Raw genomic sequence first — 24,700 nt, 5'->3', positions numbered from 1 at the left:
TGAATGACTGAGCGCAAACCGCGGTCGTGGAAACGTTTCGGCGCCTTGAGCGCAACGATTGTCGGGCTGGGGCTGGCATTGAGCGGTTGCGTTCAGCTTGCCCTCGACGACCTTGGCGCCGCCTCCCCGGAAATTTCGCAAAAGACGCTCGTCGACATAAAGAAGAAGGGCATGACCGTGCAGGCGCCGGTCCTCGTGCGTCTTTTCAAGGAGGAAAGCGAGCTGGAAGTCTGGAAACAGGACGCATCCGGCCGTTACGCCCTGCTGAAGACCTACCCGATATGCCGGTGGTCCGGAAAGCTGGGGCCGAAGAAGAACGATGGCGACCGCCAGGCGCCCGAAGGCTTCTATTCCGTCACGAAAGGAATGCTGAACCCGCAGTCGCAATATTATCTCTCGTTCAATCTCGGCTATCCGAACCGCCTGGAAGCGGCGCTTGGCTACACCGGAACCGCGTTGATGGTTCATGGCGCCTGCTCGTCGTCAGGCTGCTACGCCATGACGGACCAGGGCGTCGGCGAGATCTACGCTCTGGTCAAGGCATCCCTGGAGGCCGGACAGAGCGCGTTCCAGGTTCAGGCCTTTCCGTTCAGGATGACGGCCCAGAACATGGCTTCCCATCGGGAAGATCCGAATTTCGAGTTCTGGCGAACCATGAAAGCGGGCTACGACTCGTTCGAGGCGACGCGCACGCAGCCTAAGATTTCCACCTGCGGCGGGAAGTACGTCGTAAACGCGGAATTCGAAGGCGGCGAGCCAAAGAACCCGCTGGCGGCCTGCCCGGCGCGGATCGACACGCTGAACCCCGCTATCGCCGCCAAATTCAAGGTCGAAGACACGCAGCTTTCAGCGCTCGTCGAAAAGGACGGCCCGTTGCATGCCAATGCCTACGTGGATGGCGGCATGCATCCAAGTTTCCGGGTGCTTCTGAAGCAGAACGGGGCGGAGAAGCTCGCAGCCCGGATCTCGACGATCAAGTACCCCGTCAGCCGCCCGGAAGCGGCGCTGGCCGATCCCTATGACGGCGCCAAGTAATCAGTTTAGTTGCAAGTAGCCCAGGCTACTTGACGGCGGCCGCGATGCTGTTTTCGTCGTGAGCTGAGATGGCGACCCACCGTCCGGAATCCTGTTCCGACTGCCTCTTGAGGAAGGTGTAGTTCGTCTCGGACCAGAGCTTCACGTCGGTTGCGAGATTGTCCAACAGATAGTCGCCCTTGTCGGTTCTGACCGTCAGCACGGCGTGGCCTTCGCCATCAGGCTTTTTCAGCACGGTAATCAACAGATTGGATGCCGGAACGCCCATTCCCAAAAGTATCCGCTGCTTCTCGATAGCGTAATCCTCGCAATCGCCTTCGCCATCGGGAAAGGCCCAGACCTCGACCTTGCCGTAGTGGTCCTCGTCGGTCTTCGGCGCCACGCGCGCATTCACCTCGGCGTTGACCCTGATCAGGTCACCCCACTGCGCCTCGGTCAGCGTCAGCGGTGCAAGATCGGTTGAACGGCGGCTGCATTCTTCGGCATTGGCCTTGCAGAACTCGAAGTGACCGATTGGTTGCGACGTGAACGTCCCCGTCTTCATCACCGTATCGAGATCACCCGAGCCCGCGAAAGCAGTTCCGGCACAGCCAACCAACGAAAAAACAACAGCAAAACCCAAACGCAACACGAGCAACCCTCATCGACCCCGCCACCAGGGTTAACAAACGGTAAACCCCACCGAAGGTCAAGGATCGCCATTCGAATAGTTAATTGATGGTTAACGCAACCGGCCGGATGGCCCGTATTCTCGCCTCCGAGTTCCTCCAGGTGCCTCGAGTCGGCTACCCCTCTGAAACGACTGTTCAGCGCCCTCCTTGCGGAGGACGCTGACAGGCCGGGATCGATATGGAGCTCAGGACCGCGGACGCGCGGCGGTTGTCTTATTAGGCAGCCTTGTCGACCGAGCCGCCGCTGATCATCTCCTGCTCGACGGCGTCGATCGTCGGACGGTCGCTTTCGGAGATGGTCTTGCGGCCATACTCCAGGGCGACCTGAGGTACCGATCCGTTCATGTAGGCAAGCAGCGTCTGCTTGACGATGACATAAAGCCGGTGCTGCTTCGTTCTCACGGTCTTGATCTGCGCGGTGATCGGAGCACACAGGGAGTAGGACAGCAGAATCCCCAGGAACGTACCGACGAGCGCGGCGCCGATCAGATGCCCGAGAACCTCCGGCGGTTCGTTGATCGCGGCCATGGCCTTGATAACCCCGAGAACGGCGGCGACGATGCCGATGGCCGGAAAGGAGTCGCCCATGGTCGTCAGGGCGTGATAGGGCTTGAGCCGGTCGTTGAGGATCGTATTGAGTTCCTCGTCCATCAGCGCCTCGATCTCGTGCGATCGAGCATTTCCGATGATGATAAGGCGAACATAGTCGCAGATGAAATTGACCAGCGACTTGTTCTTGAGCAGCGTCGGAGCGGCTTGGAAGATCGGCGACTCCGCAGGGTTGTCGATATGCGCTTCGATTTCGTTACGGCTCTTGGTCCTCAGGTCGCGCATGAGGGAGTAGAGGACACTCAGGACGTCCAGGTATTCCCGCTCCTTCGGGACCGCGTATTTGAAAGCCTCGCCGATCGACTTGAGCGAATCCTTGATGACTTTCATGGAGTTCGCCATCACGAAGCCGCCGATGCCGGCGCCCCCGATGATGACAAGTTCGAATGGCTGGAACAGGGCTCCGACTTTGCCGCCCATGGCCATGAAGCTGCCGATAATGCACCCTGTGGTGATCACCAGTCCGATAATGATGTTCATATTCTAAGCTCGTCCGTTGGCCGCACCGACAGCTGACTGAATGTCTGGCCTGGTGCCGCGAATATCGATCAATGTGATTCGAGATGAGGCGACTCGAATCGGGGGGCGGAACAGTGACGTCTGGTTGGTCGGCCGCAGCCTCGGGTGCAAGGCCTCGACCCTGAACCCGACAACGACAGGCCGGTTTGCCTGCAAGCTATAGGTCACGACACAGTTGTGAAGCGAACAGTGATCGCCGTGGCCGGAACGCATACTGGTGTCGGCACGAGAAAGGTCGACGCCCGCGGTGGGAACGGTGAACTCGACGGTACTGGCGAAAGTCTCGATGGTGTCGGCCTGCGAATGACCGACCAAATTGCAGACAAGAATCGTCGCGAGAAAAAGCACCACCGCGGCAACTCTTCTGTTCGACGTTCTACGCATATTGTTTCCAGACTTTTCGATCGTCCGATTGATTGCACCGTGAACTTGTCCGGGGCTTGTGCCGAGGCTGGCACGGGCATCATTCTAAGCTAGGAATGGGATTGTTCGCTGGAACGCGTCGTCCGGCACACAGCGCCATGCGGCGCGGAACGCGCACACCAAATATATTCTTGGGAACGGAGGTAGTTCGTCGCGCCCGAGCGCTAGACTAGGAGGCGTCGCGGATCATGGTCTTGGCCTGCGTGTCGGCGACGATACGAAGCGCACGGATCATCTCGGCCGCATCGAGAAGCGCCCTCGCCCAATCGCTTCGGGTGAAGCGTTCCGCTCTCGTCGCCACGTTCATCAGAACGATGATTTCATCCGAAGGCGTTCCGCTTCCGGGTATGCCGACGAATTCGCGCTGGTCGCGGATGCACACGATCGCGCGATGGAGCAGCCTCCTGACCTCCGGCGGGCCAAGCCTTTCGACATCGTTGGCCGCGCGAAGCAACTCGGATACAAAAGCAGACTTGTCGTTCATACCCGTCTCCTAGATGCCCGGCAGATCATGGATCGACATGCGCGTCTGCTTGTCTGGCCCTGTCGGCCCTTCGCTGAAACCTGGCACGCAACACGAAGGGAAGAAAGAACGCACCGATGATCAACGCCCCTCCGAGGAAGCCAAGCCAGGGCGAAATGCCGCCAAGCCAGAGGACGATCGTCGGCATTGCCCAGAACAGACAAAATGACGCGGCGATTATCAGTACGGCGGCAACAGCGGAACGGCCATCTTCTCTCGTCATCGGCATTATCTCACCACCACGTTGTGTTAAGGCTAATAGCGCAACATTCCTGACCGGAAGCTGATAGCCCGACATAATCGCCCTTCTGTCGGAACTGTCAGCAAGTCGTCAGGGTCGCCGTGCTCAATGCGGCGAGAAAACGGGGTGCGAATGAAGATATTGCTCGTAGAAGATCATGACGCTCTGGGAAGCCTCGTTCAAGAACATCTGAACCAGTCCGGGTTCATAATCGATCGAGTGCAGGATGGCCCGGAAGCCTTGGAGGCTTTGCGGACCGTCGAATACGATGGGATGATCCTCGACCTCGGCCTGCCGACGCTCGATGGCCTCGATGTACTGAAACGCCAGAGAATGCAGAAGGGTCGGTCGCTGCCCGTCATCATTCTCACAGCCCGCGACCAGATCAGCGACAGACTGACCGGCCTGAATTCCGGCGCCGACGATTATCTCGTCAAACCCTTCGATATCCTTGAGCTCGAAGCGCGGCTGCGCGCCGTTCTCCGCCGGCCCGGAGCGCGGATCGACGAGGTGCTGACGGTCGGCAATGTCTCGGTCGACGTCGCGCGGTGGGACGTCCGGATCGATGGCAACTCCGTCGAGCTCGCCCGACGTGAATTCGTCCTGCTGGAAGAACTGGCACGCGTCTATCCCGGCGTGATGGCCAAGGACCGGCTCGAGGATCGACTTTACTCATTCGACGAAATCGTAACGCCAAATGCCACCGAGGCGGTCGTGTCGCGCCTTCGCCGCAAATTGATCGCCGCCCACGCCACTGCTCGGATCGCCACCGTGCGAGGCATCGGATATCGCCTGCTGCCCGGAGAAGACGTTGAGGTGGACTAAAAGCCTTCGTGGCAGACTTGCCGCGGCGATGGCGGTGGTGTTCACCATTGGCGCGGCGGACGTCGTTATATACATCTGGGACGTCGACCAGGACTTGCGCACCCATATAATGGACAAGCAGATCGACGCGATTCTGGCGACTGTCGGAACGGATGCCGGCATTGAAGCTATCGGCCGCCTTTCAACCCGCTTCGGAGAGGCGGACTGGCGCTTCGCGGTATATGATCCAACCGGCGCCCTCCTCCTGTCTCGCCCGGACGACGGCCGCCCACCTCCACTCCTGAGTGGTGGCAAAGAGCTGAAGGAAGCACGCTCCTCTGTCATCTCCCGCCCCCTGGGTCCCAATACGCTTGTCGTACGCAAGGACGATTGGCAGGAACGGCAGGAACTGCAAACGCTGCTGCGGATGGAACTCGCGGGAAGCACCTTTGTTATCGCCGCCTTGGGCGCGCTCTCGTTTCTCGTTGTGCTGACGCTCGCGGCCTGGGTGCTTCGGTCCGTGAACAAGGCCGCGGCTCTCGCCAGGCATATTGACGCGGACGATCCCGGCAAGCGAATACCGGTCGACGACCTCCCGATGGAAATACGACCGCTCGCCGTTGCAGCCAATGGCGCGCTCGAAAGGCTCGCCCGCGCCTATGCATCGGAACGCCGCTTCACCGCCGAGGCGGCCCACGAACTGCGCACGCCGCTGGCCGTATTGAGTTTGCGCCTTCAGAAAGCTCGCGCCGACAACAGCGTGGACTGGGAATCCATCGATCGCGAAATGGGGCAAATGACTCATCTCGTTGGCCAGCTCACCGCCTTGGCCCGCGCGGAGAGCCACGCGGCGCTTCCGCCTGATCGCGAAGTGCTTTCCATGTCTCGGGTCGTCCGCGAAGCCGTGGCGGACATGATGCTTCTGTTCGAGAATGCCGAAAGAGAAGTTCACGTCGAGGTCGCCGACGGGCTCTACACGCGCGGCAACAGCGGGCAAATGAGACAGGCTGTTCAAAACCTTCTGGAGAACGCCCTGGTGCATGGCACCGGTCACACGACGATTACGTTGAGTGAAGTCTCGACCAGTTTGCTGCTTGAAGTATCCGACGAAGGTTCGGCGCCTGCCTTGAACGAGGTGGAAGAGCTGTTCGACCGGTTTCACAAGCGACGGCAGACGGGGCCCGGCTCTGGACTTGGATTGGCGATCGTTCGACAGATCGCTCGAAATTCGGGGGGCGACGTTGCCATAGCGACCCTGGACAGGTTCACCGTCGTGATGACCTTGCCCTCGATCAAGGCGAGCACCGGCAGATGATGGTGACCACGCTCGATGCCCTGTTGCCGATCCCGGTCCCAGCCGGTTGGCCGGATGCCGCGGACCGCCGCAACGAAGAATCGCGTCAGCGCCCGATGGTCCAAAAACCACTTGTAGCTCAACCTGCTAGAGGCCCTAAATCACGGGTCACGGAGCCCCTGATGAAACATGTCGTCTTGCATCCGTTTTGCCGTTGGCCGCGATCCTGATGCTGTTCAAGCCAACCGGTCCCGGCATCGGCAGACGTGACGATCCCCGCCACTCTCGGATGCGAGAAGCCGGGGAACGCCAATGTTCAAATCGCGGCCCCAAAGTCCTGGCCGACAGGCAAGACTAACAACTGAGAAGCGTAATGAAGCGCACAATTGCTTTCGCAATTCTGATAACAACAATGATGACATCGGTCGTATTCAGCGTAATCGGCGTCCTCGCAGTATGGAACCCGTTCACGAATGCCTGACCAACAGACTATTGACCACCCTAAGAACCGCGTTGGCATTCGCCTTCTCATCATGGCATCCATCGTTGCCTCGGCTCTGGCCATCGACCAGATCGTCAAGTTCGTCATGGTCGAATTCGTGATGCAACCTCCACGCATTATCGAGGTCACGTCGTTCTTTGACCTTGTTCTCGTCTTCAACAGTGGCATCAGTTTCGGCATGTTCAGCGGACAGATCGGGCTCTATCCGGTCGTGTTCGCCTTTGCAAAGACGGCAATCGCCACCGCCCTGATCGTATGGGGCTGCATGACGAACTCAAGGCGTGAAAGACTTGCACTGGCCGTGATGGCCGGGGGTGCCGCCGGAAACATCGTCGACAGGTTCCGCGATGGCGCGGTCACCGACTATCTCTCGCTGCATGCTGGTGCATGGGCGTGGCCATCGTTCAATCTGGCCGACGTCTTCGTGGTGACGGGTGCCATCGCGCTGGTGGCTTGCTCCATGGTCAAGCAGCGGCCGAAAGCGGACATTTAGGGAGACTGGAATGAAACTCGACGAAGAAGCAGAGCGGGCACGTCAAAAGACCGTCAAGCGAAGAAATGTGATCGTGCTGGTCATACTGTCGGGCTTCGCCCTGGCGGTGTTTACGGTCACGTTCTTCCATATTCCCCAGGAAGGTCGCTCCGCGTCACGTGCCTTGGGCGAAATCCAGGGCCAGTGATCCGCTCCAATCCGCATGAGCGGCAGGACCGGCGTCGTCGGGTTGAACTCCTGCGCGGGTTCTCACCGTCGGTGACTGTACCATCTCGCCTAGCAAATCCCCGCATAAGTCATCATCATGCCTGACGACGTTGATGCGGGGCCCCTCCTAAGAAGAGGCCCCGCGCAAGCTTGACCGCCGATCGTGTCCGATCACGCGGCGATCTTGCACGCCATGCCCGTCAAGGGCCTGTGCTTGTCACGCATGGAACTCGTGACCGGCATGTTGCTCGCCTTCGGCCTCGACCTGGATCGTCGAATGAACGATGCCGAACTTTTCGCTGAGCATGGTCTCGACAGCCTTGCGCGCGATGGCATGGTTTTCGCCGTCCTTGACGGAGATGTGCGAGGTGAAGCTGATCTGGTCGTTCGAAGTCGACCACAGGTGCACGTCGTGTACGTCGACGATGCCGGGAACGTCCTTGATCGCTTTGCGGATCTCGTTCAGGCTCATTCCGGACGGAACACCCTCCAGGAGAACGTTCGTCGTATCCCGCAGGAGAATCCATGTCCGTGGCAGCACCCAGACGCCGATCGCCACCGCGACCAGCGGATCGACCCATGTCCAGCCCGTGAACTTGATTGCGAGAGCACCGGCGACGACGCCGACGGAGCCGAGCATGTCCGCCCAGACTTCGAGATAGGCGCCCTTGACGTTGAAGCTGGCATCGCGCCCGGAGGCAAGCAGTCTCATCGAAATGAGATTGACGATCAGACCCAGCACCGCGATGATCATCATCCCCGTGGATCTGACCTGCTGCGGCTCGCGGAACCGTCCTATGGCTTCGACGAAGACATAGATCGCCACCACGAAGAGCAGCATCGCGTTGAACGTCGCGGCGAGGATCTCAAGTCGCCTGTATCCGAAAGTCCGCCGCTCGTCGGCCGGACGGTTTCCGACCTTGATGGCCAGAAGAGCGATCGCGAGCGCCGCGACGTCGGTCATCATGTGCGCGGCGTCGGACAAGAGTGCAAGGCTGTTGTAGACAATCCCGCCAACGACTTCCGCCACGAGGAAGGTCGCCGTCAGTACAAGAGCCAGGGTCAGCATCTTTGAATTGGCGCCAGCCGTGTGGTCGTGGGCGTGGCCTTCTCCCGCATCGTGAGAATGCGACATTCAGTAGTCCTCCGTTAAGTATCCGGCGCGCTCGGCGGCGGCGGGGTATCGAGAAGTGTGTCGATGCGCTTGCGCTCTTTTTGAAAGGTGAGAAGCCGATCATCCTTGAGGGATGCGTCGGTTGGCAGGCGGATTTTGAGTGGGTCGACTCGCCGTCCGTTCACCAGCAATTCATAATGCAGGTGCGAACCGGTCACCATCCCGGTAGCACCTATGTAGCCGATGACCTGGCCCTGCTTCACCTTGCCCCCGGCGACGACATTCTTGGCGATCGCGCTCTGGTGGCTGTAGGAGGAGACATATCCGTTCGCGTGGCGGATCAGGGTCTGGTTGCCATATCCGCCCGTATCCCATCCCGCCTTGATGACGTCGCCGTCTCCCGCGGCAATGATCGGCGTTCCCGTCGGCGCGGGGTAGTCGACCCCGGTATGCATGCGCACGAATCCGAGAACCGGATGTCGACGCATGCCAAAGCTCGAATTCGGCGGAACACTCGGGACCGGACTGCGAAGCAGGAATTGACGCAGGCTTTTTCCATTCTCGTCGAAGTAGCCGATGCTGCCGTCTACAGGATCGCGAAACTTGTAGAACCGAGCCTCGCGATCACCGAAACGCACGCTGAAATAGAGAAGCTCCGAGTTCTCCTCGGCATTCCCATCCTTCCCCGATGAATAAAACGCTTCCAAGCTGTCCGACGATTTCAGTGGCGCCTGCAGGTCGAAGGACGACGCCATGATACCGACGATCGTCTTGGCCATGCCGAGCGTCATGCCGTAGTTGAGCGCGCTCCTGTAAATGCCGTCATAGACCTTTGGCCGGTCCAGAGGAGCCGCCCGTCCGATCGTCACGCCCCCTTCGCCGACGGCACCGAACCGCTCAGGCTCGGCCCCGGTGACGAACCTGCCGGCATCGTCGACGGCGATGCTGGCCTGGTGCCGCTGCGACCGGTACAGGCTCGCCCGCACGACCTTCAGATCCTGTCCACGCTGGATGACGCCCATGCGGACCGTATCACCGACATCGACGTTCTGGCCCGCGCCGGCAGCAAGCAGGTTTCCGACCATTCCCGCCTGCCCGGCCGGATAGCCGGCGGATTTCAGGGCCTCGGTTACGGTGGTTTTTCCGCCGACATTGATCACGTCCTCGGCGAACTGTTCCGTGTTGGCCGTGATCGCCGCAACCGTCGAATAGGAGACATTCTGCTCGAGCACCTTCGCGGTGCTGCCCATGGGCGGCAGATCGTCGTTATCGGAGAAGCGCTCGGGATCGACATAGACCGCCGAGACGGTCGCCCCTTCCAGAAGCGCCATGCCATCGGAGCGGACGGAGGCCTCGATCTCCTCGAAGCTCATTCCCGGCGCCACCGGCCACTTGCCGGAAGCCGAGTAGCTGCCTGTCTTCAAGGCTATCTCGGTCTCGACCTTCGCGCCGTAAAGCGCTCCCTCCTCGGACGGTTCAGCCTCGCCTCCCGAGACCCCCGAGAGAACCGCCGTCGGGTCGAACTTGGGATAATTCGTTCCCGAGGCGCCACCGGCGGCCAACTGCATCTGGACGTGGGTATAAGGCTGACTTCTGACGACCTCGCGATCGCCTTCCTTGACGATCGAAGAGAGCTCCATGACCCTGCGATCGGAAGCGCGCGCGGCCTTCAGCGTCCCGACGATTCTGGCCCCGCGCAGCACGCTTTCGTCGGCATGGCTCGCTTCCGTGGGCAGGCTGACGGCTTCCGCGGGTGTCGCTAGCTGCTGTCTGCCGTCCATTGCCGCGAATAGCGCGACCCCCATCAACAGGGTCGACGTCGCTCCCGTGAGCGCGATGCCCGTCAGCCACCGGCTCGACACCTGTCTGCGGTCGGGCTGGCGTCGCCCGTCCGCGGGGATCGCGGCAGCGTTTCCGAGAGATCTTTGGATCGCTTCTTTGTTCACCACATGCCGTCTCAATTACGGGATTGTACCGGCTTCGGGCACGGTCCGCGCAAAGGTTAATCTCGAACTGCCCGCCTACTGGCGGACAATGACGCGCGCCTTGATCGGAACGCGCGTATACAAATCGATCACGTCCTGGTTCAAAAGTCGAACACATCCTGACGATACGGCCTTGCCGATCGACCGCCAATCATTGGTACCGTGGAGGCGATAGAGCGTGTCCTTGCCGTCGGAGAAAATGTAGAGAGCGCGAGCGCCGAGCGGATTGTCGATGCCGCCTTCCATTCCCCCGTTCTCGATCGAATATTTCGCGAGTTCGGGCTGGCGAGCGACCATCTCATTCGGCGGCTTCCAGCGCGGCCACTTTTGACGCCACTGTATCACTCCCTCACCTGCCCATGCGAAACCTTCGCGGCCGATACCGACACCGTAACGCATCGCGGTGCCACCCGGCTCAACGACGTATAGGAATCTGGCCGGGGTATCAACGATTACCGTTCCAGGCGCCTCTCCCGTCGGGTCCATGACGCGTTGCCGGTAGAACCTGGGGTCGATCTTGTCATAGGGAACGGCGGCCATCGTCTGATTTTCATCGACGGCCTCCGCGTACATCGACGCGAGATCGGCCGGGCTCGGTGGTCCGACGGGACGGCTGGCTCGCGGTTGTTCGAAAGGGATCGGCACCGTCTTCGGCAGCCCGCCGGTCGCACAACCTGCAAGCTGCGTCGCCCCGATCATGGCGGAGAAAGCCATCAAGCGGCGGCGTGTCAAAACGACCGATTTGGCCATGCGGGGTCATTCTCCGTGGAATTCAATGTGCGCGGAACCGAAAGACGTAGAAGGCTCCGGCGCCCAGATGGGCGCCGGAGCCGTTATCCGACAAGTCGATGTCAGCCGTCCTTCGGCACCTTAAGCAGGCGCAAGGCGTTCATCGTGACGAGCACCGTGGCACCGGTATCGGCGAGAATTGCCGGCCACAAGCCCGTGAGGCCGATGACGGTCGTGACCAGGAAAACAGCCTTCAGCGCGAGCGACATGAAGATGTTCTGGTAGATGTTTCGCATCGTCCGCTTGGACAGATCGATCATCCTGAAAATGTCCGACACGCGACCATGAAGAATGGCGGCATCGGCCGTTTCAAGCGCCACGTCGGTGCCCCCGCCCATGGCGATACCAACGTTTGCCGCGGCCAGAGCCGGAGCGTCGTTGATACCATCGCCAACCTTGGCGACCACGAGGCCGAGCTTCTGCATCTCGCCGACGATCTTCTGCTTGTCTTCCGGCAGGAGCTGGGCCTTCACCGAAATGCCCAGTTGCTTGCCGATCGCCGAAGCGGTCCGGTTGTTGTCGCCGGTCAGCATGACGGTCTTCACGCCGATCTGTTCCAACTGCTTCAAACCATCACGAGCATCGGCCCGCGGTTCGTCACGCATGGCGATCGCGCCGGCGAGCTTTCCGCCCACGATGAGGACCGACACGGTCTTGCCTTCGTCGTTGAGCTTGGTGATCGTCGCCTGCTGCTCATCCGAGAGGCCGACACGGTCCGCGGCAGCCGCCGGCGAGCCGAAGAATACGTCGTGGCTTTCGACCGTTGCCGTAACCCCCTTGCCGCCGATCGCCTTCGCATCGATCGCAGCAGGAATGTTGACTTGATCCTCCTCGGCCTTCTTCAGAATGGCGATGGCGAGCGGATGGCTTGAGCCGGTCTCGAGCGCGGCCGACATTCTGAGCACCTCGGAAGGAGCCATGCCGAAATCGAGGATGTCGGTAACCTTCGGCTTGCCTTCGGTAAGCGTACCCGTCTTGTCGAGGGCGACCGCGGTGATCTTGCCAAGGGTCTCGAGCACGGCTCCGCCCTTCATCAGCAGTCCGCGACGTGCACCCGACGACAGCGATGCAGCGATCGCGGCAGGCGTCGAAATGACCAGGGCGCACGGGCACCCGATCAGAAGCAGCGCCAGTCCCTTGTAGATCCACTCGTTCCAGTCACCGCCAGCAAGGAGAGGCGGCAGGGTCGCGACCAGAGCAGCCACGACGACGACACCAGGGGTGTAATAGAAAGAGAAGCGGTCGATGAACCGTTCGGTCGGAGCCTTGGATTCCTGAGCCTCTTCCACCAGCTTGACGACGCGAGCGATCGTGTTGTCGGCGGCAGCGGCCGTAACCCGAACGCGCAGGGCGGCATCACCGTTGACGGTGCCCGCGAATACCTTGTCGTCCACGCCCTTTCTCACCGGCACGCTCTCACCGGTCACGGGCGCTTCGTCGATCGAACTCTCGCCGGCAATGATCACGCCGTCGGCGGACACGCGGTCACCGGGGCGGACCAGGATGATCGCGTCCACCTCGACATCCTCGGCCGGAACTTCGCGCGTGCGTCCGTTCTCTTCGACCAGCGCCATCTTTGGCACGAGGTTGGCCAGCGACTGGATGCTCGCACGGGCCTTGCCCGCCGCGACACCCTCGAGAAGTTCGCCTACGAGGAACAGGAAGACAACCGCGGCGGCTTCCTCGCTCGCGTCGATGATGACCGCTCCAGCAGCGGCGATCGTCATCAGCATTTCGATGGAGAACGGCGTACCCGCGCGGGCAGCCATGAACGCGCGGCGAGCGATCGGCATCAGGCCGACGAGCATCGCCACGACGAAGGCGTAGGAACCGGTCTGCGGGAACAGGTGGCCAATGCCATAGGCCGCGACCAGCGCCGCGCCCGCCATGATCGTCAGGCGACCCTTGCGGCTTTTCCACCATGGTCCATTCGTCGGTCCATGGTCATGGCCATGCAGCCCTGAGGTTTCACTGCCATGGGAATGCCCGTCACGGCTCCCGCCGGCCTTGGCCGGTTGCGCCGCTTCGATCGAATAGCCGAGACCACGCACCTGCTTTTCGATCGCGGGAACGTCGATGGCATCCTTGTGGCGAACGGTCATCGTACCCGCGGTGACGGAGACGGACACCGTGTCGACGCCGCTGAGACGGCGGACGGCGGTATCGATCTTCGCCGCGCAGGACGCGCAGTCCATGCCGCCGATGCGAAAGCGTGTCATGCCCTGATCCGGGCCAACGTTGCCGTCCGCCTTTTCATGATCATGGTCGTGACCGGAATGGTCGTGGCCGGAATGGTCGTGGCCAGAGTGATCATGGCCGGAATGGTCGTGTCCGGCGTGATCGTGGTCATGCTTGTGATCGGAGTGGTCGTGATCGTGGCCGCAAGACGCGTGGTCGTGGCCGGCATGATCATGGCCAGCGTGATCGTGGTCACCATGCTTGTGACCAGCATGATCGTGGTCATGGCCGCAGGACGCGTGGTCGTGACCCGCGTGATCGTGGTCCTTATGGTCATGACCCGAGTGATCGTGACCCTTGTGGTCGTGGCCGGAATGATCGTGGCCCTTGTGGTCGTGGCCAGAGTGGTCATGGTCCTTGTGATCATGGCCGGCGTGATCATGGCCGGCGTGGTCATGGCCTGCGTGATCGTGTTTCTCGTGCTTGTGCTCGGCCTTGGCGGCGGCCGCCGGCTTGGCTGGCGTCGAAATACGGGAAACCGGATAGCCGAGGCCACTGACCTTCTTTTCGATTTTCGCGAGATCGGCAGAGAGAAGATGACTAATGGTCATCGTCCCCGCGGTCACGGAAACCGATACATCCTCGATGCCTGTTGAGCGCCTTACGGCGGTGTCGATTTTGGATGCGCAAGAGGCGCAATCCATACCGCTCACCCGGTACTTGGTCTTGATGATTTCATTCATTGCGGTAAACCTCGATAGCTTCGAGATATGTACCTACAACCTCATGTCACTATAGGTTCAAGTGGAAAAAAACGGCTTGGAAAGAAACTCGTAATCGATGGTTTTCGCGAGCATTCCAATCCGCTTCGACAAGGTCGGCGCTTGAAATATCCTATCCAGGGGGATAGGTTGTGGACATGGAAGAACATCGGCACGAAACTCATCCCGACATCGTCAATCGGCTCAAGCGGGCCGAAGGACATCTGAAAAGCGTGATCGCCATGATCGAGGGCGGACGGCCATGCCTCGACATCGCTCAGCAACTCCACGCCGTGGAGAAGGCGATCATCAACGCCAAGCGAACATTGATCCAGGATCACCTCGATCATTGCCTCGAGGACACGATCGGGGTTCTCCCCCGCGATCAGCGCCAGTCGATCGACGAGTTCAAGGCCATCACCAAGTACCTTTGAGCATAACGGGATCGAACATGCTGAACGTCCTCGCAAACCGCACCTACCGTCATCTGTTTCTCGCCCAGGTCATCGCGCTGGTCGGGACCGGGCTCGCCACGGTGGCGCTCGGCCTCCTGGCCTACAGTCTCGCCGGCGCCGATGCGGGCGCGGTTCTCGGGACGGCCCTGGCGATCAAGATGATCGCCTATGTCGGCGTTGCGCCGGTCGCGGCCGCCTTCGCCGAGCGGCTGCCCAGGCGCACGATGCTGGTGTCTCTCGACCTCATCCGGGCGGCGGTGGCGCTACTGCTGCCCTTTGTCACCGAGGTCTGGCAGGTCTATGTCCTCATTTTCGTGCTTCAGTCGGCATCGGCGGCCTTCACGCCGACCTTTCAGGCCACCATCCCCGACGTGCTTCCCGAAGAAAAGGAGTATACGCGGGCGCTCTCGCTCTCGCGTCTCGCCTACGATCTGGAGAGTGTCGTCAGTCCGATGCTGGCGGCGGCCTTGCTGACGGTCATCAGTTTCCACAGCCTCTTCGCCGGAACCGTCATCGGCTTCCTCGCCTCGGCCGCGCTCGTCGTCTCCGTTGTCCTTCCCTCCCCCAAGGCCAGCGAGCGGCGCGGCATCTACGACAGGACGACCCGGGGCCTGCGCATCTATCTGGCGACGCCTCGCCTCAGGGGTCTGCTCGCCATCAACCTTGCCGTCGCGGCGGCAAGCGCGATGGTGATCGTCAACACCGTGGTTCTGGTACAGGCGGAGTTCTCCCTGACGCAGAGGGCGACGGCATTGGCGCTGGCGGCCTTCGGCGGCGGCTCCATGCTCGCGGCGCTGGCTCTTCCGCGATTGCTCGATCGCCTGCCCGACCGACAGGCAATGCTTTGCGGCGCGGCGATCCTCGTCCTTGGGGTCGGCCTTGGAATGTTCGTGGGGAGCTACGCGATGCTGCTCCCCTTGTGGTTCGCCCTCGGCATCGGCTACTCGCTGGCCCAGACCCCGTCCGGCCGACTGCTGCGCCGGTCGTCCCGGCCCGAGGACCGGCCGGCGCTTTTCGCCGCGCAGTTCGCGCTCTCCCACGCCTGCTGGCTGATCACCTATCCGATCGCGGGCTGGCTCGGCGCGCGCGCCGGTCTTCCCTTCACCTTCGCATCGCTCTCACTGCTCGGCGCGGTCGCCGTGCTGATCGCCGTCCGGGTGTGGCCGGCGGACGATCCGCAGGAACTGGAACACACCCACGGCGATCTGGACGCCAACCATCCGCACATCGCTGGTGCCGAACGCTTCGTCGGCGGCCACCGTCATTCTCATGCCTATGTGATCGACAACGACCACACGCAATGGCCGCGCGCGGGATGAGTATCTTGGCGCCCATGCCAGGCCGGCCTCGATAGACCCCGCTTCCACACTTTATATACGGGCATAAACAGGCCGGCATCGAAGCAGCGGCGCCCCGTCCAGCCCGGCCCCGCGAACCGTGCTCTAGAAGACCACCCGATGTGGATGCGTGAAGATCTCGAAATCCTCTCCGCGCGCGACGGCGATCATGGTGATCCCCGCCTCCTCGGCCGTGCGAATGGCATAGGCGGTCGGCGCCGAGATCGCGATCAGGATCGGGCTGCCGAGAAACCCGGCCTTCTGGATCATCTCGATCGAAAGCCGGCTGGTCACCGTCACCGCGCCGCTGCCGCCGGAGACACCCGATGCGACGACGGCGCCGCAGAGCTTGTCGAGCGCGTTGTGCCGGCCGACGTCCTCGCGCAACGCCACCAGCCCGCTGCCCGGCACGAAGAACCCGGCGCCATGCACCGCGCGGGTCTTGTGGTTGAGTTGCTGCTGATCCGCGAGGCTCGCCACCGCGCGCGCGATGTCGTGAGGCGTGACCGTGAGATCGCGGGACAGGACGGGACGCACACTGCGGACGGCCTGCTCCAGCGATTCGATACCGCACAGGCCGCAGCCGACCGGACCCATCATGTGTCGCCGGCGCGCGCGCAGCTTCTCCTCGACGTCTTCAACCAGCGCGATCTGCACGTCGATGCCCATCTCGTCCTGAACGATCTCGATCGCCTCGATCTGCGAGACGGCGTCGATCAAACCCTCGGTAAGGCTGAAGCCGACCGCGAAATCGACCAGATCGGCGGGCGTCGCCATCATCACCGCATGCGAGCTGCCGCCATAGGAGAAAGCGATCGCCACCTCCTCGGGAACGCTGCGCGTCGCCGGTGCGGCAACCCCACCATGAAAGGCGATGGTGTGCACGGCCTCGTGGCTCGCTCGGTTATCGACGAAACTGATATTCACCCTGCTCTTCCCTGAACGACGCGGCCCAGCCCGCGAATGCGCCTGCCAATCTCCACTATAGGCCCGGACCGACACGTCTGTCCCCGTGAAAGAACGGTGCTTCTCACGCAAAACGCCAGGTCTTTCGACCTGGCGCCGCGAAGACGTGGCTGTGTTTTCAAGCCGCGGAGGATTGCCGCTTCGGCAACTTCCAGCCGGGACGGACGAAGTGGCAGGTATAGCCGTTCGGAATCCGTTCCAGATAGTCCTGATGCTCGGGCTCCGCCTCCCAGAAATCGCCGACCGGGGCAAGCTCCGTGACGACCTTTCCCGGCCAGAGACCAGATGCGTCCACATCGGCGATCGTATCCTCGGCCACGCGCTTCTGCTCATCACTCGCGTAGAAGATGGCCGAGCGGTAGCTGGGGCCGAGATCGTTGCCCTGGCGATTGGGCGTCGACGGATCGTGGATCTGGAAGAAGAATTCCAGGATGTCGCGATAGCTGGTCTTGGCGGGATCGAAGAGGATCTCGATCGCCTCGGCGTGGTTCCCGTGATTGCGGTAGGTCGCGTTGGCAACCTCACCGCCGGTGTAGCCCACTCGCGTCGTCTCGACACCCGGCAGGCGTCTGATCAGATCCTGCATTCCCCAGAAACAACCGCCTGCGAGCACTGCGCGTTCGATAGTCATCGAATATCTCCATTCCCTGACGTTCGTTACGAAATCTTCATCGGCTGACAGCCTGGAAGCTTGCGCCCAACCTGCCCGAGCCGCCCGGAAGGCAGCTCCGCCGTGTGCCCTACAGATAGGGATTCCCGGCCGTGTTTGCCAGTGCGACATTATCGGGGCCGAAATGCCTGGCAATGTCATATCAGTACCCAGACAATCAGCGATACCTGATGAGCGGCAATGTCCAACCAATTGATTTTACTTTGACGGCCTCAGCCTCTAGGGAAGCATCAGTGGTTGCGTCGTGCGGACGCGATGACCAAGCGTGAGCTGCATCACGTTACGTGAACCGCAGGGACGTCTTATTCTTCATATCCACTTTTCCATATCCACCAGGCAATTTGAAAAACGAGATCACAATGACCGACGAACCAATCGTAAGAGACAGCAACGGCGCGCAGCTCAGCGACGGTGATTCCGTCACGCTCATCAAGGACCTGAAGGTCAAGGGCACATCGGAGACCATCAAGCGCGGAACGTTGGTGAAGAACATCCGGCTCAACGGAAACCCAGGCGAAGTGGAATGCAACACCAAGCAGGTCAAGGGCCTGGTGCTGAAGACGGAGTTCGTCAAAAAGGCGTAGGTCGCCGCGACATCCGTGCCGGATCGAAACACCGGACCCGGATCAACGTGGCGACGAACGCCGGCGCCACCCGCTATGAGCGCCTTGCCCGGCGCTCATCACTGCGCACTCTGGCTCGTCCTGGCGACAATGCCGGACGGGCCTTTTTCATGAGGAAACGGGAAACGGCCGCCCTGCCGGTGGCTACATGTATTTCGTGATGCTCGGGCTGACCACCCTGTCGCCCGGCTTGATGCCGAGCTTGGCCGTGGCGCCGGCGTTGAGCTCCAGCACGTACTTCACCTCGGTCACGGAATCGATGATGTCGCGGGAATAGGGCACCGCATTCTGCTTGATGCCACGCACGATACCCGCCCGATCGACGAACAGCATGTCGAGCGGCAGCACCGTGTTTTCCATCCACATCTGCACACGTCGCGACGTCCCGAAGTCGAAGATCATGCCGGCATCCGCGGCCATCTCCTTGCGGTACATCAGGCCGCGCTGTCGCTGCTCGTTGGTATCGGCGATCTCGACGGTAAAGTTGTATTTCTGCCCGGATGCCGTCTGGATGACCAGTTGCTCCTTATCGAACTTGACGACGGACTGGGCGAGCGCCGGCAGCGCCAGCATGAAAAAAAGCGCCAAAAAGGCGCTTCTGATCCGGTATGAAACCATGGTCATCAGTGCGCCCTGCTCACGGGGGTCGGCGCGTCCGGATGGATTTCGGCCGCCATCAGCCCCTTGTCGCCATCGCCGAAGCGCACGAGCACAACCTGGCCGGGACGAAGCTCGGTAAGGCCGAAGCGACGCAGCGTTTCCATGTGCACGAAGATATCCTCGGTCCCCTCGCCGCGCGTCAGGAAGCCGAAGCCCTTGGTGCGGTTGAACCACTTGACCAGCGCGCGCTCCAGACCGCTCGTCGCCGTGACCTGCACATGCGTGCGCACCGGCGGCAGCTGCGACGGATGAACCGCCGTCGACTGGTCCATGGAGAGGATCTTGAACGCCTGGTATCCGCGATCCCGGCGCTGGATGAGAGCGACGATGCGGGTGCCTTCGAGGATGGTCTGGTAGCCGTCGCGGCGCAGGCAGGTCACGTGCAGCAGGACGTCCTGCATGCCGTTGTCCGGGACGATGAAACCGAAGCCTTTCGCGACGTCGAACCACTTCACGACGCCGGTGATTTCGATGAGGTCGACCGCATCACCCGCGAGTTGATCGAGGTCAGTGAATTCCGTCGATGAAATCCTGTCAGCCATTTCGCCAGCCCCTCAATACGCGTCACACTGTTACGGTTAACTGATTCTTGAGATCAAGATTAACATGTTGGTAACGGATTAGCGCAAGCCCTACTTTTCGTTTATTCGCAACTGCCAATCTTACCCCCTAGTCTTGCCTGAACCTGACGTTCCGCCACAGAAGAGGCACGCCAGTATTTAGAGAGGAAACAGAATGCGTTATCTCCACACCATGGTCCGCGTGAAGGATCTGGATGCATCGCTCCATTTCTACGCGACGCTTTTCGGGCTCGAGGAAACCCGCCGCATCGACAACGAAAAGGGTCGGTTTACCCTCGTTTTCCTCGCCGCCCCCGGCGACAAGGCCGACGCCACCGCCAAGGGCGCGCCATGCCTGGAACTGACCTACAACTGGGACCCCGAGGACTACACCGGCGGACGCAACTTCGGCCACCTCGCCTACGAGGTCGACGACATCTACGCGACCTGCCAGAAGCTGATGGACAACGGCATCACCATCAACCGCCCGCCGCGCGACGGACACATGGCCTTCGTACGCTCTCCCGACGGCATCTCGATCGAGATTCTGCAGAAGGGCGGCAGCCTACAGGCGGCCGAGCCATGGGCATCGATGGGCAACACCGGCGCCTGGTAAGCCGAGGCTTTTGCGAGGCTTGCGGCTTTTTCGATTTCCGGCCACTGCGTCCGGATCGTCCTTGCCGCGCAACTTTGCTGCGGGCAATCTCCAGATGACTCGAGGCGGATCGTGCGTTCTGCGCTCCCCTCGCCTTGATATTTGGAGAATGCTCGCTTGCTCGCTGTTGAAATGCGCACGCCCGTCAGGGCGGCACTTCTGATCGCCGCCTCCGCATGGGCGCTGTCGGGCTGCGTGTCCAACAAGCCCGCCGTCGATGCGCTCGCCTCCGCCGCCGCCGAATCCGTACCCGCGCAAGAGCAGCAGGCGGCGGCAAGCGCCGCGCCGATGGCCGCTTCCGCGCAACAGCAGGCCGGCTACCGCGACCCCAGGATGACCAATGTCTCCGGGATGACGAACGTCTCCGGAATGGAGAATGCCCCTGGCGCGCAAGCCGCCGGAATGGCGCAGGCACCGGGCCAGCCGACATCGGCGATGCCGGAGCAGACGGCCCCCGCCAATATCGGCGGCCTCGCGATGCAATCGACCGGCATCAACGCCCAGGCGATGAGCATCTTCTCGGTCAAGCAGAGGATCCAGAACAACCCGACATCGACCACGCTGCAGCCGTCGGGCGGCATCGGCGCCACGCGCTCGAGCGTCTATTCCAGCCAGATGCCGGTCGACCCGGCGCCACAGCAGCCGACACTCGCACCGCAGCAGTCCTCGCAAAACACCAGCACCACGATCGACCCGGTGCAAACAGCCTTTTTGGCGACGAGCGCCCTTCCCGGCCAGAGCATGAATGCGCTCTACAGCGCGCCCAGGCAGAATCTGCTCACCAGCCTCTCCGGCCTGCTGCAGAAGGCGTCCCTCCCCGGCGCGACCCGCGTCGCGCCGAACGGATTGCGGCTGCAGAACGACAAGGTCGAGGTCGGCTGTTTCAAGCCGGATCTCTTGAAGGTGATCAAGGCGGTCGAAGGCCGTTTCGGCAGGCCGGCGACCATCACGTCGGGCTATCGCGACCCCGAGCGCAACCGCATGGTCGGCGGCGCCGAGGAATCGATGCACATGAGCTGCGAGGCGGCCGATTTTCAGATCGATGGCGTGTCGAAGTGGGATATCGCCAACTATATCCGCTCGCTTCCCGACCGCGGCGGCGTCGGCACCTATTGCCACACCGACTCCATCCATCTCGACACGGGCCGCAACCGCGACTGGAACTGGGGTTGCGGCCGCAAGCCGGCAACCGCCACGCTCGCCCGCGCCCTCTGATATCATCCTCGCATTTCGCTCATCGCCGCCCGGTGCCGCCACGGCAACGGGTGGCGCGCGCGTTTAGACGTTTGATTTCAAGGCAATAGCGAGGTTTTTCCACACGCTGACATTTCTTGTCATTTTTTTGCAAAAATCCCTTCTTGCCGCTTGCGGGAATCCGAGTGCCTGATTATAAGGGCGCCACCACGAAGGAAGCGCCCTTCGTCTATCGGTTAGGACACCAGATTTTCATTCTGGGAAGAGGGGTTCGACTCCCCTAGGGCGTGCCATCGTGGTTGATTTCATTAGATTTTTTGATTTTCGACCGGAGTGATCCTGAACAACTGGATCGCTCGGTCGCGATGCCATTTGGCACAAACCGGCCATCCGTCTATTTCGGCTATCAGGCCCAAAGCGCATTTCCAGGCCAAAGCCCAACGGCGCGACCCGTCAGACTTTCCCGGCAGCCACTTCCTCAACGATGGCGTCGATATCGGAGAGCACGTCGCGCAGATAGGCAATCTCGGCGCGTAGCCGATGCCCGCCATGCTTGAGCGCAGCGCGCTTCGTTATGCCGATATAGGGAAAGGCCCACTCTTCTATGCGAGTTGCCTCGGCAAGCTGCGCCTCCAGCGCCGCAAGCCGCTGTTCGAGCAGGCCCGGAAGTTTCCGGGCGCTGCCTGGATCAAGCCGCACCAGCGCCAAATCGAATGGATCGTGCTTGTACCAGATGTCGGACAAACCGGCATGGCGCAGATCAGCCAATATTCTGCGACCCTCGTCCGTAATATCGTAGATCTGCCTGACCGGACGGTTACCGTCTTTTTCCTCGCCGACCTGTTTGAGAAGCCCTTCCCCGGCGAGACGCGTCATCGCCCCATAGACAGCGCCGACCGAAATGTCGGTCCAAAGAGAAACATGCCTCTGCTCAGCCTCGAGGCGCAGCCGATGGCCATGCATCGGGCCAACCAGATCAAAGGACGACAGGATAAACAAACGAATTGACGACATGCTGCTCTCCATATACTCCTGCGAGAGTAATCTCGTGGAACTATAACTCACCATGGCTTATGAAAGGATAAACGCTGTGAAAGAAAGCGGTAACACGATCCTCGTTACAGGAGGCGGCTCTGGCATCGGAAGGGCACTCGCTCAGCGCTGGCATGATGCAGGCAATCAGGTCATCGTCACCGGTCGGCGTCGCGATATGCTGGAGGAAACGATACGCGGCCGGCACGACATGGTGTTGCGGGAGCTTGATATTGACGAGCCCGACGCAATTGAGATAGCCTGCGGAGAGATCACGGCTTCGTTCCCGGACCTCAACGTGCTCGTCAACAACGCAGGCATCTATAGCGCCGAAAACCCGAGGCGGAAGCGCGATCTGAAAGATGCCGAGAGCATGATCGTCACGAATGTGCTCGGCCCGATCAGGCTCACGAATGCGCTCATTGATCACCTCGCGGCGCGCAAGGATGCGGCGATCCTCAACATTTCCTCTGGCACCGCGTTTGTGCCCTATCCGGCGTCGCCCACCTACAGCGCGACGAAAGCGGCAATCCATTCCTACACCGCCGCGATCCGTCCCTTGCTGAAGGGTCGCGTCGAAGTGATCGAGATCGTGCCGCCGCAGGTGCAGACCGAGCTTACACCTGGACAGTCGGAGGACCCGAACTCGATGCCGCTCGCAGAATTCGCCGACGAGGTCATGGCTCTGCTCCACGGCACATCTCCGTCGCCAGCCGAAGTATGCGTGGAACGTGTCCGCATGTTTCGCAACGCTGAACGCGAGGGCCGGTTCGACGACGTACTGGATATGATGGTCCAATATACGCCGGGTGTTTGAAAGGATGGATATTGCGATCCGGCTTCGAACACCGCTACCCGAAACAGTATGGGCACTGTCCGCAATTGGGTCAAAGCCGTCGACCAACCGCGCGCCCATCAAACCCCGCTGATCAACTCGATCTTCGACCCATCGCTGAACCGTGACAGCCGGAACGCCTTGGGGTCGACGATCGGCGCCCTGCCCGTCACGATATCGGCCATCAGCCGCCCGGCGGCCGGGCCGATGCCGAAGCCGTGGCCGGAAAAGCCGGTCGCGATGTGAAAGCCGGGAATGGCCTCGACATCGGAGATGACAGGCACGGCATCGGGCGTCACGTCGATATAGCCTGCCCAGCGCTGCGCGATCTCGGCCTTTTCGAAGACGGGAAACGCGGCCTTCAGGTCCGCCAGCGCCTTGTCCTGCTTGCGCTTGGAGGGAATGGGGTCGAGCACCCTGTTATATTCGAAGGGGCTCGCCTCATCGAGCGACCACTGGCGCGGGATGCGGGCTTCGTCGAGGAAACGCAGGCCAAGCCGGAAGGCGAGCGCCTTCCACTCGGACCTGAGCGCCGGCAGAAAATCCCTGGCATGACGAAACGACGCCGGCACGATGTCGACGATATTGTCGTAGCCCGACGCAACCGTATATCCGCCGTCCTGGCGCTTGCGGATGGCGAAGTCGTTGGCCCAGATCGTCTGCTCCGGCCCACCCTCGAGCGGCTTCGTCCTGAGCACACTGTTCATCACCTTCAACTGCGGAAGATCGATCCCGAAGCGCCCCGAAAACAGGCTGGACCAGGCCCCGCCGGCCAGCACCACGGCCTGGCAGGCGATCGGCCCGCGTTCCGTCACCACGCCGCGTACGGCGCCGGCGGCCAGTTCGATCCCGCGCACCGCGCATGCGGTGAGGATCGTGGCGCCCTTGTCGCGCGCGGCTTCGGCGATCGCAGGTGCTGCCTTCTGCGGCTCGGCGCGGCCGTCGGCCGGTGTGTAGAGCGCGCCGGCCATGGGTAACCTCGATCCGGGAAAGAGATCGCGGAACTCGCGCGCCCTCAGCATCCTGGTGTCGATCTGGTAGTCGCGGAGGTTGGCGCGCCAGCGGTCGTGATCCGACAGCTCCTTCTCGTTGGCGCAGGTAAAGATGATGCCGGCGCGCTTGAAGCCAGTATCGCGGCCAGTGCGGGCGTCGAGCGTATCCCACAGACGCAGCGCTTCGGCCATGAGCGGCACCTCGCGCGGATCGCGCATCGAGATGCGCACCCAGCCCCAGTTGCGGCTGGACTGCTCCTGCCCGATCCCGCCCTTCTCGCACAAGACGACCTTCAGCCCACGCTCGGCGAGCTCCAGCGCCGTCGAGCAGCCGACGATCCCGCCGCCGATCACCACGACATCGCAGGCATCGGGAAGCGTTTCATCACCGTGAACGGGAACGACATGGGGACCGGGCATAAGGGATCTCGCGGATGGTAGTTGTCTTGCGAGATGGTCTAGCGCCCGCAACACGCGCTAGAAACAGCAAATCCGCCACAAGCGCGAATTTGCCGCGGATAAGAACAACTTACGACGAGCGAGGGGCAGAGCAACGCCCGCCGCGACCGCCAA

At 61.5% G+C, this 24,700-nt stretch carries 26 protein-coding genes and 1 tRNA gene; 13 read left to right on the top strand and 14 right to left on the bottom strand.

Annotation, left to right across the window (positions count from 1 at the left end):
* Window positions 1-3 precede the first annotated feature (3 nt).
* A complete protein-coding gene (locus P3R82_RS14795; RefSeq protein ID WP_283194399.1) occupies window positions 4-1,035 on the top strand; it encodes a murein L,D-transpeptidase family protein in 1,032 nt (343 codons plus the stop codon).
* Between the two features lie 25 nt (window positions 1,036-1,060).
* Here P3R82_RS14795 and P3R82_RS14790 read toward each other — a convergent pair whose 3' ends face one another.
* Window positions 1,061-1,579, bottom strand: a complete 519-nt coding sequence (locus P3R82_RS14790) for a transglutaminase-like cysteine peptidase (RefSeq protein WP_283194398.1) — start codon at window positions 1,577-1,579, stop codon at window positions 1,061-1,063.
* 343 nt (window positions 1,580-1,922) lie between these two features.
* Complete coding sequence (motA, locus tag P3R82_RS14785) at window positions 1,923-2,795, bottom strand: flagellar motor stator protein MotA (RefSeq protein WP_283194397.1); 873 nt, start codon at window positions 2,793-2,795, stop codon at window positions 1,923-1,925.
* Between the two features lie 228 nt (window positions 2,796-3,023).
* Here motA and P3R82_RS14780 point away from each other — a divergent pair, with 228 nt between their 5' ends.
* Window positions 3,024-3,311, top strand: coding sequence for a hypothetical protein (locus P3R82_RS14780; RefSeq protein WP_283194396.1), 288 nt, complete (start codon window positions 3,024-3,026; stop codon window positions 3,309-3,311).
* A 115-nt stretch (window positions 3,312-3,426) separates the two neighbouring features.
* Here the strand turns inward: P3R82_RS14780 and P3R82_RS14775 are convergent, their stop codons facing one another.
* Entirely contained in the window at window positions 3,427-3,741 is a 315-nt protein-coding gene (locus P3R82_RS14775; RefSeq protein ID WP_283194395.1) for a hypothetical protein, read from the bottom strand.
* A 25-nt stretch (window positions 3,742-3,766) separates the two neighbouring features.
* Entirely contained in the window at window positions 3,767-4,078 is a 312-nt protein-coding gene (locus tag P3R82_RS14770; protein WP_283194394.1) for a hypothetical protein, read from the bottom strand.
* A 75-nt stretch (window positions 4,079-4,153) separates the two neighbouring features.
* Between P3R82_RS14770 and P3R82_RS14765 the strand changes: the two genes are divergently transcribed.
* The 4 genes from P3R82_RS14765 (at window position 4,154) to P3R82_RS14750 (ending at window position 7,301) form a co-directional block, all read left to right on the top strand.
* Window positions 4,154-4,846 carry a response regulator transcription factor gene (locus P3R82_RS14765; protein WP_283194393.1) on the top strand — a complete coding sequence of 231 codons (693 nt, stop codon included), beginning with the start codon at window positions 4,154-4,156 and terminating at the stop codon, window positions 4,844-4,846.
* 34 nt (window positions 4,847-4,880) lie between these two features.
* The gene (locus P3R82_RS14760) at window positions 4,881-6,140 is read left to right on the top strand and encodes a HAMP domain-containing sensor histidine kinase (protein ID WP_283194392.1); all 1,260 of its coding nucleotides are present in this window, start codon (window positions 4,881-4,883) and stop codon (window positions 6,138-6,140) included.
* A 512-nt stretch (window positions 6,141-6,652) separates the two neighbouring features.
* Complete coding sequence (lspA, locus tag P3R82_RS14755) at window positions 6,653-7,114, top strand: signal peptidase II (RefSeq protein WP_283194391.1); 462 nt, start codon at window positions 6,653-6,655, stop codon at window positions 7,112-7,114.
* 10 nt (window positions 7,115-7,124) lie between these two features.
* Window positions 7,125-7,301: a hypothetical protein gene (locus tag P3R82_RS14750; RefSeq protein ID WP_283194390.1), complete on the top strand. Its 177-nt coding sequence runs from the start codon at window positions 7,125-7,127 to the stop codon at window positions 7,299-7,301.
* A gap of 237 nt (window positions 7,302-7,538) precedes the next feature.
* On the opposite strand, the gene P3R82_RS14745 is transcribed toward P3R82_RS14750, so the two are convergent.
* The 4 genes from P3R82_RS14745 to P3R82_RS14730 form a co-directional block, all read right to left on the bottom strand.
* Window positions 7,539-8,390 (bottom strand): cation diffusion facilitator family transporter, encoded by an 852-nt coding sequence (locus P3R82_RS14745; RefSeq protein ID WP_283196349.1) that lies wholly within the window; start codon window positions 8,388-8,390, stop codon window positions 7,539-7,541.
* 80 nt (window positions 8,391-8,470) lie between these two features.
* Complete coding sequence (locus P3R82_RS14740; RefSeq protein WP_283194389.1) at window positions 8,471-10,384, bottom strand: M23 family metallopeptidase; 1,914 nt, start codon at window positions 10,382-10,384, stop codon at window positions 8,471-8,473.
* A gap of 72 nt (window positions 10,385-10,456) precedes the next feature.
* Entirely contained in the window at window positions 10,457-11,170 is a 714-nt protein-coding gene (locus P3R82_RS14735) for a L,D-transpeptidase (RefSeq protein WP_283194388.1), read from the bottom strand.
* A gap of 101 nt (window positions 11,171-11,271) precedes the next feature.
* Window positions 11,272-14,130, bottom strand: a complete 2,859-nt coding sequence (locus P3R82_RS14730) for a heavy metal translocating P-type ATPase (protein ID WP_283194387.1) — start codon at window positions 14,128-14,130, stop codon at window positions 11,272-11,274.
* A gap of 176 nt (window positions 14,131-14,306) precedes the next feature.
* Here P3R82_RS14730 and P3R82_RS14725 point away from each other — a divergent pair, with 176 nt between their 5' ends.
* Both P3R82_RS14725 and P3R82_RS14720 read left to right on the top strand, forming a co-directional pair.
* Window positions 14,307-14,582 (top strand): metal-sensing transcriptional repressor, encoded by a 276-nt coding sequence (locus P3R82_RS14725; RefSeq protein WP_283194386.1) that lies wholly within the window; start codon window positions 14,307-14,309, stop codon window positions 14,580-14,582.
* Between the two features lie 17 nt (window positions 14,583-14,599).
* On the top strand, window positions 14,600-15,922 hold the full coding sequence (locus P3R82_RS14720) for an MFS transporter (protein WP_283194385.1): 1,323 nt from the start codon (window positions 14,600-14,602) through the stop codon (window positions 15,920-15,922).
* A 123-nt stretch (window positions 15,923-16,045) separates the two neighbouring features.
* Here the strand turns inward: P3R82_RS14720 and fdhD are convergent, their stop codons facing one another.
* Together fdhD and msrA are read right to left on the bottom strand one after the other, a co-directional pair.
* A complete protein-coding gene (gene fdhD / locus P3R82_RS14715; RefSeq protein WP_283196348.1) occupies window positions 16,046-16,825 on the bottom strand; it encodes a formate dehydrogenase accessory sulfurtransferase FdhD in 780 nt (259 codons plus the stop codon).
* Between the two features lie 199 nt (window positions 16,826-17,024).
* A complete protein-coding gene (gene msrA / locus P3R82_RS14710; protein ID WP_283194384.1) occupies window positions 17,025-17,537 on the bottom strand; it encodes a peptide-methionine (S)-S-oxide reductase MsrA in 513 nt (170 codons plus the stop codon).
* Between the two features lie 398 nt (window positions 17,538-17,935).
* Between msrA and P3R82_RS14705 the strand changes: the two genes are divergently transcribed.
* Window positions 17,936-18,160 (top strand): alkylphosphonate utilization protein, encoded by a 225-nt coding sequence (locus tag P3R82_RS14705; RefSeq protein WP_183899022.1) that lies wholly within the window; start codon window positions 17,936-17,938, stop codon window positions 18,158-18,160.
* Window positions 18,161-18,343: 183 nt separating this feature from the next.
* On the opposite strand, the gene P3R82_RS14700 is transcribed toward P3R82_RS14705, so the two are convergent.
* Together P3R82_RS14700 and P3R82_RS14695 are read right to left on the bottom strand one after the other, a co-directional pair.
* Window positions 18,344-18,823 (bottom strand): DUF192 domain-containing protein, encoded by a 480-nt coding sequence (locus P3R82_RS14700; RefSeq protein WP_283194383.1) that lies wholly within the window; start codon window positions 18,821-18,823, stop codon window positions 18,344-18,346.
* Window positions 18,823-19,401, bottom strand: a complete 579-nt coding sequence (locus P3R82_RS14695) for a cold-shock protein (RefSeq protein WP_183899024.1) — start codon at window positions 19,399-19,401, stop codon at window positions 18,823-18,825. Before P3R82_RS14695 ends, P3R82_RS14700 begins: the two co-directional genes overlap by 1 nt.
* 193 nt (window positions 19,402-19,594) lie before the next feature.
* Between P3R82_RS14695 and P3R82_RS14690 the strand changes: the two genes are divergently transcribed.
* From P3R82_RS14690 to P3R82_RS14680, 3 genes are all read left to right on the top strand, one after another.
* Complete coding sequence (locus P3R82_RS14690) at window positions 19,595-20,035, top strand: VOC family protein (protein WP_283194382.1); 441 nt, start codon at window positions 19,595-19,597, stop codon at window positions 20,033-20,035.
* A 156-nt stretch (window positions 20,036-20,191) separates the two neighbouring features.
* Window positions 20,192-21,289 carry a D-Ala-D-Ala carboxypeptidase family metallohydrolase gene (locus P3R82_RS14685; protein ID WP_283194381.1) on the top strand — a complete coding sequence of 366 codons (1,098 nt, stop codon included), beginning with the start codon at window positions 20,192-20,194 and terminating at the stop codon, window positions 21,287-21,289.
* A 197-nt stretch (window positions 21,290-21,486) separates the two neighbouring features.
* Window positions 21,487-21,561 (top strand) — tRNA-Glu (locus P3R82_RS14680).
* 160 nt (window positions 21,562-21,721) lie between these two features.
* Here the strand turns inward: P3R82_RS14680 and P3R82_RS14675 are convergent.
* On the bottom strand, window positions 21,722-22,294 hold the full coding sequence (locus P3R82_RS14675) for a PadR family transcriptional regulator (protein ID WP_283194380.1): 573 nt from the start codon (window positions 22,292-22,294) through the stop codon (window positions 21,722-21,724).
* A 64-nt stretch (window positions 22,295-22,358) separates the two neighbouring features.
* Between P3R82_RS14675 and P3R82_RS14670 the strand changes: the two genes are divergently transcribed.
* Window positions 22,359-23,117, top strand: coding sequence for an SDR family NAD(P)-dependent oxidoreductase (locus P3R82_RS14670; RefSeq protein ID WP_283196347.1), 759 nt, complete (start codon window positions 22,359-22,361; stop codon window positions 23,115-23,117).
* A 98-nt stretch (window positions 23,118-23,215) separates the two neighbouring features.
* Here the strand turns inward: P3R82_RS14670 and P3R82_RS14665 are convergent, their stop codons facing one another.
* The gene (locus P3R82_RS14665; protein ID WP_283194379.1) at window positions 23,216-24,547 is read right to left on the bottom strand and encodes an FAD-binding oxidoreductase; all 1,332 of its coding nucleotides are present in this window, start codon (window positions 24,545-24,547) and stop codon (window positions 23,216-23,218) included.
* Window positions 24,548-24,700 lie beyond the last annotated feature (153 nt).

The sequence above is a fragment of the Rhizobium sp. AN80A genome, assembly GCF_030053015.1.
Lineage (GTDB): Bacteria > Pseudomonadota > Alphaproteobacteria > Rhizobiales > Rhizobiaceae > Rhizobium > Rhizobium metallidurans.
The sequence above is the reverse complement of the archived record's forward strand: the minus strand, read 5'-3'. Positions and strand labels throughout refer to the sequence as shown.